Origin of the sequence: Mycobacterium saskatchewanense, from assembly GCF_010729105.1 — a bacterium.
Lineage (GTDB): Bacteria > Actinomycetota > Actinomycetes > Mycobacteriales > Mycobacteriaceae > Mycobacterium > Mycobacterium saskatchewanense.
In genome coordinates, this window is sequence record NZ_AP022573.1 from 2,489,516 (window position 1) to 2,503,522 (window position 14,007).

10 protein-coding genes and 1 pseudogene are annotated in these 14,007 nt (G+C 65.3%); 9 read left to right on the forward strand and 2 right to left on the reverse strand.

Features of this window, described 5'->3' with window-relative positions; translation table 11 throughout:
- Nucleotides 1–260 precede the first annotated feature (260 nt).
- Nucleotides 261–3,797, forward strand: coding sequence for a carboxylic acid reductase (gene car, locus G6N56_RS29470; RefSeq protein ID WP_085256659.1), 3,537 nt, complete (start codon nucleotides 261–263; stop codon nucleotides 3,795–3,797).
- A 100-nt stretch (nucleotides 3,798–3,897) separates the two neighbouring features.
- Here car and G6N56_RS11450 read toward each other — a convergent pair.
- Both G6N56_RS11450 and G6N56_RS11455 read right to left on the reverse strand, forming a co-directional pair.
- Nucleotides 3,898–4,142: pseudogene (locus G6N56_RS11450) on the reverse strand (transposase); the annotation flags it as partial.
- Between the two features lie 61 nt (nucleotides 4,143–4,203).
- Nucleotides 4,204–4,776 carry a DUF6611 family protein gene (locus G6N56_RS11455; protein WP_332103357.1) on the reverse strand — a complete coding sequence of 191 codons (573 nt, stop codon included), beginning with the start codon at nucleotides 4,774–4,776 and terminating at the stop codon, nucleotides 4,204–4,206.
- A gap of 403 nt (nucleotides 4,777–5,179) precedes the next feature.
- Between G6N56_RS11455 and G6N56_RS29765 the strand changes: the two genes are divergently transcribed.
- The 8 genes from G6N56_RS29765 (at nucleotide 5,180) to G6N56_RS11495 (ending at nucleotide 13,954) form a co-directional block, all read left to right on the forward strand.
- A complete protein-coding gene (locus G6N56_RS29765; RefSeq protein ID WP_085256657.1) occupies nucleotides 5,180–5,620 on the forward strand; it encodes a DUF2254 family protein in 441 nt (146 codons plus the stop codon).
- Between the two features lie 67 nt (nucleotides 5,621–5,687).
- Complete coding sequence (locus tag G6N56_RS29045) at nucleotides 5,688–5,870, forward strand: hypothetical protein (protein ID WP_211287400.1); 183 nt, start codon at nucleotides 5,688–5,690, stop codon at nucleotides 5,868–5,870.
- Nucleotides 5,867–5,956, forward strand: a complete 90-nt coding sequence (locus G6N56_RS11470) for a potassium-transporting ATPase subunit F (protein WP_142280675.1) — start codon at nucleotides 5,867–5,869, stop codon at nucleotides 5,954–5,956. The genes G6N56_RS29045 and G6N56_RS11470 overlap by 4 nt, the downstream gene beginning before the upstream one ends.
- Nucleotides 5,956–7,629 (forward strand): potassium-transporting ATPase subunit KdpA, encoded by a 1,674-nt coding sequence (gene kdpA / locus G6N56_RS11475; RefSeq protein WP_085256656.1) that lies wholly within the window; start codon nucleotides 5,956–5,958, stop codon nucleotides 7,627–7,629. Before G6N56_RS11470 ends, kdpA begins: the two co-directional genes overlap by 1 nt.
- The gene (gene kdpB / locus G6N56_RS11480; protein WP_163645112.1) at nucleotides 7,626–9,779 is read left to right on the forward strand and encodes a potassium-transporting ATPase subunit KdpB; all 2,154 of its coding nucleotides are present in this window, start codon (nucleotides 7,626–7,628) and stop codon (nucleotides 9,777–9,779) included. The genes kdpA and kdpB overlap by 4 nt, the downstream gene beginning before the upstream one ends.
- A 1-nt stretch (nucleotide 9,780) precedes the next feature.
- Entirely contained in the window at nucleotides 9,781–10,704 is a 924-nt protein-coding gene (locus G6N56_RS11485; protein ID WP_085256654.1) for a potassium-transporting ATPase subunit C, read from the forward strand.
- 11 nt (nucleotides 10,705–10,715) lie between these two features.
- Nucleotides 10,716–13,277 (forward strand): DUF4118 domain-containing protein, encoded by a 2,562-nt coding sequence (locus G6N56_RS11490; RefSeq protein ID WP_085256653.1) that lies wholly within the window; start codon nucleotides 10,716–10,718, stop codon nucleotides 13,275–13,277.
- Nucleotides 13,274–13,954 (forward strand): response regulator, encoded by a 681-nt coding sequence (locus G6N56_RS11495; protein ID WP_085256652.1) that lies wholly within the window; start codon nucleotides 13,274–13,276, stop codon nucleotides 13,952–13,954. The genes G6N56_RS11490 and G6N56_RS11495 overlap by 4 nt, the downstream gene beginning before the upstream one ends.
- Nucleotides 13,955–14,007: the final 53 nt, after the last annotated feature.

The following is a 14,007-nucleotide window of genomic DNA, read 5'->3' on the forward strand; positions in this document are numbered from 1 at the left end:
CATAGCCGGGGTGACAAAACGGAGCAATGAAATGCAAAAGAGTTGGCGGGTAAGAAGATTCGCCACCACTATTGGTGACGATTGATGCAGCGATACCGGTCGGATGCTACCGCAGGGGCTAGTGGCAGGGTCGAGTGTGACTTCGGTCCCTACTTTTTGCTGATCTGAAGTGATCGGATCGGACGAGTAAGAGCAGAGTCGGCGGCGATCACGAAAAGGCTGGGCCGTGGGGCTTCTAGTCATCATGTGAAGGATCAGGTATGTCGAGCCATGCGTGTGAATCTTTGGTGCAGCGCCGAATCGTGCAGTTGTATGGCGCCGACGAGCAGTTCGCTGCTGCCCGTCGCGATGACGCCATCACCGAGGCGATTGATACGCCTGGGTTGCGGCTGCCGCAGCTCGTGCAGACCGTGATGGAGGGCTACGCCGACCGGCCGGCGTTGGGGCAACGTGCCGTTGAGTTCGTGCGTGATGCGCAGACCGGGCGCACCTCGGCGCAATTGCTGCCTAAATTCCAGACCATCACTTACGCCCAGTTGTGGGACCGCGCCATCCTGGTTGCTAGCGCCTTGGCGGGCGACCCCGTGTGCCCTGGTGATCGGGTGTGCGTCCTGGGTTTTGCCAGTGCCGACTTCATCACCGTCGATCTGGCGTTGATCCGCCTGGGTGCGGTAGCGGTTCCGTTACAGGCCGGCGCTCCGGTGGCCCAGCTTCGACCGATTGTCGCCGAAACCGAGCCGGCGGTGATCGCCTCGAGTGTGGAAAACTTAACGGAGGCCGTCGAATTGGTGTTGACGGGACACGCGCCGACGAGGCTGGTGGTATTTGACTACCAGCCGCAGGTCGACGACCAGCGCGAGGCGTTTGACACCGCGAAGGGGGCCTTGGCGCGGGCAGGCACGGCGGTGAACGTGGAGACAATGGCCGACGTGCTTGAACGCGGGCGGTTGCTGCCAGTCGCGCCGGCGTTCATCTCCGCTCAGGACGACCCCTTGATGCTGCTCGTCTACACTTCCGGCAGCACCGGCGCCCCGAAGGGAGCCATGCATCCCGAACGTTTGGTGGCCAACTCGTGGCGCAGGTCAACGAGGGCCAGGTGGGGCCAGCACAGCGCCGGCCCGTCGATCATCCTGAGCTTCGCGCCGATGAGCCATGCGATGGGCCGCGGTAGCGTGTATGGAGCGTTGGGCAACGGTGGCACGGTCTATTTCGTGGCCCGCGCTGACCTGTCAACCTTCCTGGACGACTTGGCGTTGGTGCGGCCCACCGAGTTGAACTTCGTGCCGCGGATCTGGGAGATGCTGTTTCAGGAGTTTCGCAGCCGACTGGACGGACGGGCCTCAGAGAATATCGACCGGGCGGCGCTGGAAGCGCAGGTTATGGCCGAGCTGCGCCAGAATGTGCTTGGTGGGCGGTTCATTTCGGCGACGACGGGCGCCGCGCCGATGTCGGATGAGATGAAGGCCTGGGTGGAGTCCCTTGTCGGGATGCATTTAGTCGACGGCTACGGCTCGACCGAGGCTGGCTCGCTGTTCGTCGATGGCCAGGTGCAGCGGCCGCCGGTGATCGACTACAAACTCGCCGACGTCCCCGAGCTGGGCTACTTTCACACCGACCGGCCGCATCCGAGGGGGGAGCTACTGGTCAAGTCCGCCGATATTTTTGCCGGGTACTACAAACGCCCCGAGGTCACCGCCGAGGTGTTCGACCCCGATGGCTACTACCGCACCGGAGACATTGTGGCCGAGCTCGGCCCGGATCGGCTCGCCTATCTGGACCGGCGCAATTTCGTGCTCAAGCTCTCCCAAGGTGAATTCGTCACTGTCTCCAAATTGGAGACGGTATTCGTTCAAAGCCCGCTGATCCAACAGATCTACATCTACGGCAATAGCCAACGCTCCTACCTGTTGGCGGTCGTCGTGCCCACCGAAGACGCGTTGTCGCGCAGCCTCGGCGGTGAGGCGATGAAGACGCTGATCGGCCAATCGCTGCGAAACGTCGCCAAAGCCGCGGGTCTACAGTCCTATGAGATCCCGCGCGACTTCATCGTCGAAACGAAGCCGTTCACTCCCGAGAACGGCCTACTCACCGACGTCGGCAAGCTGGCCCGCCCAAAACTCAAGGCGCACTACGGCCAACGTCTTGAGCAGCTCTACACGGGGCTGGCCGAAAACCAGGCCAACCAGCTACGCATGCTGCGCCAGACCGGTGCCCAACGCCCAGTGCTGGAGACGATCGGCCGGGCCGCCGGTGCGATCTTGGGTGCACCCACTACCGATCTGAGGCCCGAGGCGCATTTCACGGCCCTGGGCGGAGACTCGCTGTCGGCGTTGACGTTTGCCAACCTGCTGCGCGACATCTTCGACATCGACGTGCCCGTCGGGGTCATCATTAGTCCGGCGACCGACCTGCAGGGCCTCACCGACTACATCGAAACCGCCCGAAGGGCGACGACCAAACGGCCAACATTCGAATCGGTGCACGGCGGCCCTCACAATGGCGAAGTCATCGAGGTATCCGCCAGCGACCTGACACTAGAGAAGCTCATCGACGAGAAGACCCTGGCCGCGGCGTCCACGCTACCCCGCCCCAGCGCTGACGCACGCACGGTGTTGTTGACCGGCGCGACCGGCTTCCTGGGCCGATTTTTGGCCCTGGAATGGCTCGACCGACTGGGCCGCGCGAACGGCAGACTGATCTGCCTGGTACGAGCCAAATCCAACGAGGACGCGCGGCGAAGGCTCGACAACACCTTCGACAGCGGAGATCCGCAGCTCCTGGCCCACTACCAGCAGCTGGCCAGCACTCATCTCGAAGTCCTGATCGGCGATAAGGACAAGGCCAACCTCGGGCTCGATCAACGCACCTGGCAACGCCTAGCCGACACCGTCGACCTGATCGTTGACCCCGCAGCCCTGGTCAACCACGTCCTTCCCTACCGCCAGCTCTTCAGCCCCAACGTAGCCGGCACCGCCGAGCTGATCCGCATCGCCCTCACTACCAAGCTCAAGCCCTACAACTACGTCTCGACCATCGGGGTGGGCACCCAGATCGACCCGGCGGCATTCATCGAGGACGCCGACATCCGCCGGATCAGCCCAACCCGCAAACTCGATGACAGCTACGCCAACGGCTACTCCACCAGCAAATGGGCCAGCGAAGTGCTACTGCGCGAGGCCAACGACTTGTGCGGGCTGCCCGTGGCGGTCTTCCGCTGCAGCATGATCCTGGCCGACACGCGCTACACCGGTCAGCTCAACGTCCCCGACATGTTTACCCGGTTAATGCTCAGCCTAGTCGCCACGGGCATCGCGCCCGCCTCGTTCTACCAACTCGGCGCCGACGGCAAGCCCCAGCGCGCCCACTACGACGGCCTGCCCGTCGATTTCATCGCCGAATCGATCGCGACCCTCGGCGCACGAGTAATCGACCGCAACTACGAAACCTTCCACACGATGAACCCCCACGACGATGGGATCGGCCTCGACCAGTACGTCGACTGGATAGTCGACGCCGGCTACCCGATCCAGCGGATCCCCGACTATCAAACCTGGCTGCAACGCTTCGAGACCGCACTGCGTGCCCTGCCGGATCGTCAACGTCAGCATTCGCTTCTGCCGCTGCTACACAACTACCGGCGCCCCGAACAGCCGTTGTGCGGATCTCTAGCACCCACCGAACGATTCCGCGCCGCCGTACGCGACGCGAAAATCGGCCCCGACAAAGACATCCCGCACATCACAGCAGCGATCATCATCAAATACATCACCAACCTGCACCGACTTGGACTGCTATGAATAGATTTCGGACGGTCCGACCGAAGACCTCACTCGACTTGAGCCGCCGTCAACCCCGCTGTCGGGACTATCTCGCTAACGGTGTTTCCGGCGGTTTCCATCAGTAGGTTTCGGCTGCCGGGAATCGGTCGGCGAAGGTGATCGCGAACGCGTTTAGGGCAGGCTTCCACCTCATTGCCCATCGTGGCTTACCTCGTCCGGTCGGGTCCAGGGACCGGGTGACCAGATACAGGCATTGCATCGGGGCCTGTTCAGTCGGGAAGTGCCCGCGGGCGCGGCGGTAGCGGGCATTGATCGACTCCACGGCATTGTGCTGCAGATGACGCGCCGTATCTCGACGTCGTAGGAACAAATGTTCAGCAGAATCGCTGCCGTGCTGCGCGCCCGCCGAATCTGGAAAAGCCCTTCAGCCGCGCGCGATCCTCCCGAGACGGTCGTACGCCTCCCACCAGACGGCCTCACGTTCGACCAACGAAATCGCACCATTGCTAAGAGCACGGTCGGCTTGGGTCAGCATGCTGACTACGAGCGTCCATTCGGCGTATTTGCGTCGCTCGCCGGCGTCGGCGCTGCCGGGCAAGAGGATGGCCGACAAGGATCTGACGTGCACGCGGGGTGGCCCGGCCCGCAGGAAGAGCAGCGCCCCAATCGAGATGTAGGTGAGCACGGCATACCTCAGCACCGTATCGGGAGGGGCCGCGGCGCCGCCAAGGAGCAGGATCGCCAGCAATCCCAGCGCGGCGCCGGTTGCCGGCCATCCCCGCCACATCCGCGCCAGCCGCCGATCGGCGGTCGTGGTTCCCGGGGGATAAACGATCAACCGGTAGTGCCGAACATCGTATCTGCCAACCGTGGCATCGAAGGATCCCCACTGATAGGCGCCGTCGAGCAGCCGCGACCACCACCGGGGGAGCGCCGGTAGGGTCTTGGTGGGCTGTCGGACAACCGGTTCACGGTGTCGCGGCACAATTATTCGCACAAATCTGGGTCTACGCCCGATTCACGACGCACGGAACTAATCCAAACAACATCTATACGCTCCACGGCCGACCATTTACGTCACCTTGTCGACACGGCGGCCATGAGCGGGGCGTCCCAGCTGACCCGATCAGCAGAAACAGTCGTGCTAATCAGTGCCGATCAGTCGGATATCCCATGGGGCCACCCGAGGCCCGTCGCCCGGGCTCCAAAACCGGTTAGTTGCAGTTCATTAGACATCAGACGCCGGTCCGCGTCGCCACCCAGGCCCACGCGGTGATCCCGCCTGCCACCGCCGCCGAGCGGGTAGCCAACTATCTGGCCGCCGCCCAGGCGACCGGACCGCACCGCATCCTGACACAGGACGTGGCCTTCGAGACCAACTCGTCGAGATCACCATTCTGGTGCCGTCGCCGGCCGACAACGACACCTTCACCGCGCTAACGTGCATCGACTGGCTCGGCGACTGCCTTCGCAAAATGGCGCCCGGTCTGGACGCCCACCCAGTCCATCGCGACCATCGCGGCATAACCGGCGTCAGCTCCGACCAAGTCAGCCATGACCGGCTGGTTCAGCGAGCTTGCGAAAAGGTTCGCCAAGCCAGCAGTGGTGTGCCGGCGATGATGATCCGTCAGCCCGAAGCCTCGACGACCAGCATGGAACAGACGACGGATCCCCAACGCGGGCGGGTTCCGATCCATCAAGCGGCCATGAACCACCGGGCGAATGTTGAATCGGTTCCCGAGCACTCGGATCGCGCCGACGTCGATCGTCGGCACACCGCGTTGCGTGCCCTCTACGAACGACTCAACCGGCCGGCCGCGGGACCGGCGACTAAGGCGTAAAGGAAGCGTAAATGCACACGTCGCCGCCGTTAGGAAACTGTCAACCAATGGCCCTATCCGACAAACCGTGTCTAGTTTCAAGCTGACCTTGCCTCCGAGTACGGCACTGTGGCCTGACTCGACGAGGCCTTTTCGTATACCGCCACTTGCACGGAACGGAGACAAGATGGGCGTGTTGGTGTACATCGTGCTCACGATCGCGGTGTTCGCCGTGCTCGGGCTGGCTCAGAAGTTGGTCGAGCGGCTGTGAGCTACGAAAACATTGTCGGCTTGGCGCTTTCCATCGTTCTCGCGCTGTACCTGGCGGGCGCCCTGCTGTTCCCGGAGAGGTTCTAGTGAGCACAACCACAGCGGGGATCGTCTTCCTCGCCGCTCTCGTCTTGGCGCTGGCCGCGGTCCATGTGCCCCTCGGCGATTACATGTACCGCGTCTACACGTCGGAGAAGGACTCCTATGTCGAGCGGACGATCTACCGACTGATCGGTGTCGATGCGCGCTCCGAGCAGACGTGGGGCGCCTACGCCCGAAGCGTCCTGGCGTTCTCATCGATCAGCATCCTGTTCCTGTTCGGCTTGCAGCTGGTACAGGGCAAGTTGCCGTTGCATCTGCACGATCCGGCTACGCAGATGACGCCCGGGCTGGCGTGGAACACCGCGGTCAGCTTCGTCACCAACACCAACTGGCAGGCGTACTCCGGTGAATCGACGGAGGGCCACCTCGTGCAGATGGCCGGCCTGGCGGTGCAGAACTTCGTTTCGGCGGCCGTCGGCATCGCCGTGGCCATCGCACTGGTGCGCGGGTTTGTCAGGAAGCGCACCGGCGACCTGGGCAACTTCTGGGTCGACCTGGTCCGCGGCACTTTCCGGATCCTGCTGCCGATTGCAGTCATCGGCGCGATCGTTCTGGTCGCCGGTGGCGCCATTCAGAACTTCCATCTGCACGACCAGGTCGTCACGACCCTGGGGGGTTCCCAACAGACGATCACCGGCGGTCCGGTAGCCAGCCAGGAGGTCATCAAGGAGCTCGGCACCAACGGTGGCGGGTTCTACAACGCGAACTCGGCGCATCCGTTCGAGAACCCGACGAGATGGACCAACTGGCTGGAAATCTTCCTGCTTTTGGTGATCAGCTTCTCGCTGCCGCGGACGTTCGGGCGCATGGTCGGCAACACCAAGCAGGGCTACGCAATCGCGTCGGTCATGGCGACGCTTTATGCGATCAGCGTGACGTGCATGCTTTGGTTCCAGCTGCAACACCACGGCACGGTGCCCACGTCGATCGGCTCGGCGATGGAGGGAGTCGAGCAGCGGTTCGGCATCGCGGACTCCGCGGTGTTCGCCGACTCCACGACGCTCACGTCCACCGGGGCCGTCGACTCGTTCCACGACTCGTACACCAGCCTCGGCGGGATGATGGCGTTGTTCAACATGCAACTCGGCGAGGTCGCCCCCGGCGGTACCGGTTCCGGCCTCTACGGCATGCTGATCCTCGCTGTAATAACCGTTTTCGTCGCCGGACTGATGGTCGGGCGCACGCCCGAATACCTCGGCAAGAAGATCAATCCCCGCGAAATCAAGCTTGCCGGCAGTTATTTCCTGGTCACGCCGCTCATCGTGTTGACCGGCACCGCGATAGCGATGGCGCTGCCCGGCGAGCGAGCGGGGATGCTGAACACCGGTCCGCACGGACTGTCGGAGGTGCTGTACGCGTTCACCTCCGCGGCCAACAACAACGGTTCCGCCTTCGCGGGGATCAGCGTGAACACCAACTGGTACAACACCGCCCTCGGGCTGGCCATGGTCTTCGGCCGGTTCCTGCCGATCGTCCTCGCGCTGGCCCTGGCCGGTTCACTCGCCAAGCAAGGGCACACGCCGGAATCTGCGGGCACCCTGCCCACCCATCGGCCGCAGTTCGTGGGCATGGTCGCCGGCGTCACGGTGATTCTTGTTGCCCTGACGTTCCTGCCCATGCTCGCGCTGGGGCCTCTCGCTGAAGGAATCCACTCATGACCGCAACCACCATCGATCCGGCTGAGCAGACGCTGCAGCCGGAAGCCGCTTCCAGCGCCAAACGCGTGCAGGGCGGCTTGCTCGACCCGAAGATGCTGTGGAAGTCGACGCCGGACGCGCTGCGCAAACTCGATCCGCGCACCCTGTGGCGCAACCCGGTCATGTTCATCGTCGAGATCGGCGCCGCCTGGAGCACCGCGTTGGCGATCATCAACGAAACATGGTTCGCGTGGCTGATCGTCGTGTGGTTGTGGCTGACGGTGCTCTTCGCGAACCTCGCGGAGGCGGTGGCCGAAGGGCGCGGCAAAGCCCAGGCGGAAACGCTGCGTAGAGCCAAGACTCAAACCCTGGCTCGGCGGCTCAAGGACTGGAAACCGGGCGGCCCGGTCGTCGAGGACGAGGTAGCGGCGCCGCTGCTGCAACAGGGCGACGTCGTCGTGGTCGAGGCCGGCCAAGTGATCCCGGGCGACGGTGACGTGGTGGAAGGCATTGCCTCCGTGGACGAGTCGGCCATCACCGGGGAGTCGGCGCCGGTGATCCGCGAGTCCGGCGGCGACCGTTCGGCGGTCACCGGTGGCACCACCGTGCTCAGCGACCGGATCGTCGTGAAGATCACGCAGAAGCCTGGAGAAAGCTTCATCGACCGGATGATCGCGTTGGTCGAGGGCGCCAACCGGCAGAAGACCCCCAACGAGATCGCGCTGAACATCCTGCTGGCCGCGTTGACCATCATCTTCGTGTTCGCCGTCGCGACCCTGCAGCCGTTGGCGATCTACTCCAAGCTCAACAACCCCGGCGTCCCGGACACCCAGGCGCTCAACGCAAATGGGGTCACCGGGATCGTCATGGTCTCCCTTCTCGTCTGCCTCATACCCACCACCATCGGGGCGCTCTTGTCGGCCATCGGCATCGCCGGCATGGATCGGCTGGTGCAGCGCAACGTGCTCGCGATGTCGGGGCGCGCGGTGGAGGCCGCCGGCGACGTGAACACGTTGCTGCTCGACAAGACGGGCACCATCACCCTGGGCAACCGGCAGGCTGCCGCCTTCATCCCTCTCGACGGCGTCTCCCCCGAGCAGCTCGCCGACGCCGCTCAGCTGTCAAGCCTCGCCGACGAAACACCGGAAGGGCGATCGGTGGTCGTCTTCGCCAAGCAACATTTCGGGCTGCGCGCCCGCACGCCGGGCGAACTCGCGCATGCCCATTGGGTGGAATTCTCCGCCACGACCCGGATGTCTGGTGTCGACCTCGACGGCCACCTGCTGCGCAAAGGCGCGGCCAGTTCGGTCGCCGAATGGGTACGCGGGCAAGGCAGTGACGTCCCCATGCAATTGGGCGAGATCGTCGACGGCATCTCCGCGGGCGGGGGCACCCCACTCGTCGTGGGCGAGACCCGCGGCGGCAAGGCGGCCGTGCTCGGCGTCATCCACCTCAAGGACGTCGTCAAGCAGGGCATGCGGGAGCGCTTCGACGAGATGCGGAAGATGGGCATCCGGACCGTGATGATCACCGGCGACAACCCCTTGACCGCCAAGGCGATCGCCGACGAGGCCGGAGTCGACGACTTCCTCGCCGAGGCCACACCCGAGGACAAGCTGGCGCTGATCAAGCGCGAGCAGGAGGGCGGCAAGCTGGTCGCGATGACCGGAGACGGGACCAACGACGCCCCGGCCCTGGCCCAGGCCGACGTCGGCGTGGCGATGAACACCGGCACGTCGGCCGCCAAGGAGGCCGGCAACATGGTCGACCTCGACTCCGACCCCACCAAGCTCATCGAGATCGTCGAGATCGGCAAGCAGTTGCTGATCACCCGCGGTGCGCTGACCACGTTTTCGATCGCCAACGACATCGCGAAATACTTCGCGATCATCCCGGCGATGTTCGTCGCGCTGTTCCCCGGGCTGGACATGATCAACATCATGCGGTTGCACAGCCCGCAGTCGGCGATCCTGTCGGCGGTGATTTTCAACGCCATCATCATCGTCCTGTTGATCCCGCTGTCGCTGCGCGGCGTACGCTACACCCCGAGCAGCGCGTCAAAACTGTTGAGCCGCAACCTCTACATCTACGGTCTGGGCGGCATCGTCGCCCCGTTCGTGGGCATCAAGCTCATTGACCTCATCGTCCAATTCGTCCCCGGGATGTCCTGACATGAAGTATTCCAATTTCATTCGCCTGCACTGGGCGGCGTTGCGCGCCCTGCTGGTGCTGACCGTGGTCACCGGGCTTGGCTACCCGCTGGTGATCTGGCTGGTCGCGCAGCTGCCGGGCCTGCATGACAAGGCCGAGGGATCGATGCTGACGGCCAACGGTAAGCCGGTAGGCAGCCGGCTGATCGGCCAGCTGTTCACCGACTCCAGCGGCAACCCGCTGCCGCAGTACTTCCAGAGCCGTCCGTCGGCCGCCGGCACCGGCTATGACCCGCTGTCCTCGAGCGCGAGCAACCTGGGTCCGGAGAACATCGTCGACACCGCCGCCGACCCGGCGCAATTGGCCGCCGGCAAGTCCGCGTCGGACGCGGGCTTCAAGCCGAGCCTGCTGACGCAGGTGTGCACGCGCAGCGCGGCCGTGGGACAACTCGAGGGCGTCAGCGGGTCACGGCCGTTCTGCACCGGTGGCGGCGTGGGCGCGGTGCTGTCGGTGATCGGCACCCGCGACTCCCGCGGCAACGTCGTCGCCCCCACCCGCGTTGTGAGCGTCAACGAGCCGTGCCAGTCGACACAAACGCCGTTCCTGGCGATCTACGAGGGAGTGCGGGTCGAGTGCGCCAAGTACGGCGACGACTACTCGATCGGCCAAATCGTACCGATCCGCGGCGCCGCACCGGCCAACCCGGCCGTGCCCGCCGACGCGGTCACCACCAGCGGCAGCGGCCTGGATCCGAACATCTCACCGGCCTATGCCGACATCCAGGTCGCCCGCGTCGCCAAGGCCCGGCACGTCAGCCCCGATCAGATCCGGGCGGTCGTGGCTCAGTACCGCACCGGCCGCGCGCTGGGATTCTTGGGCGAGCCGACGGTCAACGTGCTGCAGCTCAACCTGCAACTCGACCATCAGTATCCGGTTACCGGCTGACGCGAGGGTGGATGATGGTTGACGTGAGCCCCATCGACCACCATCCCAAGCGCGGCGAGCTGCGCATCTACCTCGGTGCGGCTCCGGGTGTCGGCAAGACGTACGCGATGCTGGGCGAGGCGCACCGACGGCTGGAGCGCGGCACCGACCTGGTGGCGGGCGTCATCGAAACCCACGGGCGGACGAAAACCGCTGAGCTGCTTGAGGGTATCGAGATCATCCCGCCGCGTTTCATCGATTATCGGGGCAGCACCTTCCGCGAACTCGACGTGCCGGCCGTGCTGGCGCGCCACCCCCAGGTCGTCCTGGTCGACGAGCTGGCCCACACGAACACCCCCGGAAGCAAGAACGCCAAGCGCTGGCAGGATGTCGAGGAGCTGCTCGACGCCGGCATCACGGTCATCTCCACCGTCAATGTCCAGCATCTGGAAAGCCTCAACGACGTCGTCGCGCAGATCACCGGCATCGAGCAGAAGGAGACGATCCCCGACTCGATCGTCCGCCAGGCGGCCCAGGTCGAGCTCATCGACATCACGCCCGAGGCGTTGCGCCGCAGGCTATCTCACGGCAACGTTTATGCTCCCGAGCGCATCGATGCGGCCCTGTCGAACTACTTCCGTCGCGGGAACCTCACCGCGCTGCGGGAATTGGCGCTGCTGTGGCTGGCCGACCAGGTCGATACCGCGCTGTCGAAGTATCGCGCGGAGAACAAGATCACCGACGTCTGGGAGGCTCGCGAACGCGTCGTGGTCGCCGTCACCGGCGGGCCTGAGTCGGAAACGTTGGTGCGGCGCGCTTCTCGCATCGCGTCGAAGTCCAGCGCCGAACTGATGGTGGTGCACGTGGTCCGCGGCGACGGCCTGGCGGGGCTGTCCGAACGCAGGATGAGCAAGATCCGCGAGCTGGCCAATAGCCTCGACGCTTCACTGCACACCGTCGTCGGCGACGACGTGCCCGCCGCCCTGCTGGATTTCGCGCGTGAGAACAACGCGACCCAGCTGGTGATCGGCACCTCCCGCCGGCCCCGGTGGGCGCGCATCTTCGAGGAGGGCATCGGCCAGACCATCGTCGAGCGGTCGGGGAAGATCGACGTGCACATGGTCACCCACGAGGAATCCAAGCGCGGGTTCAGGGCGGCGGCGCCGTCCCCCCATGAGCGGCGGGTGGTTTCGTGGGTGGCGGCCGTCGTCGTGCCGTCCGCGATCTGCGCCGTCGCGGTGACCCTGCTGGATCCGTATCTGCAAACGGCCGGCGAGAGCGCATTGTTCTTTGTCGGAGTGCTGCTCGTGGGGCTCCTGGGAGGCGTTGCGCCGGCGATCCTTTCGGCGGTGCTGTCCAGCCTGCTGTTGAACTACTTCCTGACCGCCCCGAGATACACCTTCACGATCGCCGAACCCGACGCCGCCGTGACCGAAGTCGTCCTGCTGCTCATCGCGGTCGCGGTCGCCGTCCTGGTCGACGGCGCATCCAAACGCACGCGGGAGGCCCGCCGTGCCTCGCAGGAGGCCGAACTGCTAACGCTGTTCGCGGGGTCCGTGCTGCGCGGCGCCGACCTCGAGACGCTTCTCGAGCGGGTGCGGGAGACGTACTCGCAGCGGGCCGTTTCCATGCTGCGCGAGCCCAGCGAGGAGGAGCGGGCCAACGGGCAGAAGAGCTACGTCGTCGCCTGCGTGGGCAACGATCCGTGCGACACCGTCGATTCGGCCGACACCGCGATCGAGGTCGGGGACGACGAGTTCTGGATGCTGTTGGCCGGCCGGAAGCTGTTCGCGCGTGACCGGCGGGTGCTCAGCGCGGTCGCCAAGCAGGCGGCGGGTCTGATCAGGCAGGAGGAACTCGCCAAGGAAGCCAGTCGCTCTCAGGCGATCGTGCAGGCCGACGAGCTGCGGCGCTCCCTGCTGTCGGCGGTGAGCCACGACCTTCGGACGCCGCTGGCGGCGGCCAAGGTCGCAGTATCCAGCCTGCGGGCCGAGGACGTCGCCTTCTCCGCCGAGGACACCGCGGAGCTGCTGGCCACCATCGAGGAATCGATCGACCAGCTGACGGCGCTGGTCGGCAACCTGCTCGACTCCTCACGCCTGGCGGCCGGCGTCGTGCAGCCGGAGCTGCGGCGGGTTTACCTCGAGGAGGCCGTGCAGCGCGCGTTGGTCAGCATCGGCAAGGGCGCCACCGGCTTCTACCGGTCCGCCATCGACCGCGTCAAGGTCGACGTCGGCGACGCCGTGGCGCTGGCCGATCCCGGCCTGCTCGAACGAGTCTTCGCCAACCTGATCGACAACGCGCTGCGCTACGCCCCCAATTGCGTTGTGCGGGTGAACGCCGGGCGGGTGGGCGATCGCGTGCTCATCAACGTCATCGACGAGGGCCCCGGAATCCCGCACGGCACCGAGGACCAGATCTTCGAGGCGTTCCAGCGGCTGGGCGATCACGACAACACGACCGGCGTCGGGCTGGGCATGTCGGTTGCGCGGGGCTTTGTCGAAGCGATGGGCGGCACGATCGCGGCCGGTGACACCCCGGGCGGTGGGCTGACCGTGGTGGTGGAACTGGCCGCGCCGCAGGGGACGCCATGACCCGCGTACTGGTGATCGATGACGAGCCGCACATCCTGCGTGCGCTGCGCATCAACCTGTCCGTCCGGGGGTACGAGGTCGTCACCGCCGCGACCGGGGCGGGGGCGTTGCGGGCCGCGGCCGAACACAAGCCGGACGTGGTGATCCTCGACCTCGGGCTGCCCGACATTTCGGGCATCGAAGTGCTGGCGGGCCTGCGTGGTTGGCTCAGCGCACCGGTGATCGTGTTGTCGGCGCGCTCCGACTCTTCGGACAAAGTCGAGGCCCTCGACGCCGGCGCCGACGACTATGTCACCAAACCCTTTGGGATGGACGAGTTTCTGGCCAGGCTGCGCGCCGCGGTGCGGCGCAACGCGGCCGCGTCGGACACGGACGAACCGGTCGTGGAAACCGACGCGTTCACCGTCGACCTGGCCGCCAAGAAGGTCACCAAGGACGGTGTGGAGGTGCACCTCACCCCGACCGAGTGGGGCATGCTCGAGGTGTTGGTCCGCAATCGCGGCAAGCTGGTCGGCCGCGAGGAGCTGCTCAAAGAGGTGTGGGGCCCGGCGTACGCGACCGAAACCCATTACCTGCGAGTTTATTTGGCCCAGCTGCGGCGCAAACTCGAGGACGACCCGTCGCATCCCCAGCATCTGCTGACCGAGTCCGGCATGGGATATCGCTTCGAAGCGTGAGGTGAACCCGCCGAATGTCGAGTGGTTGCGGCAAGACGTGGCTAGTCGGCGCA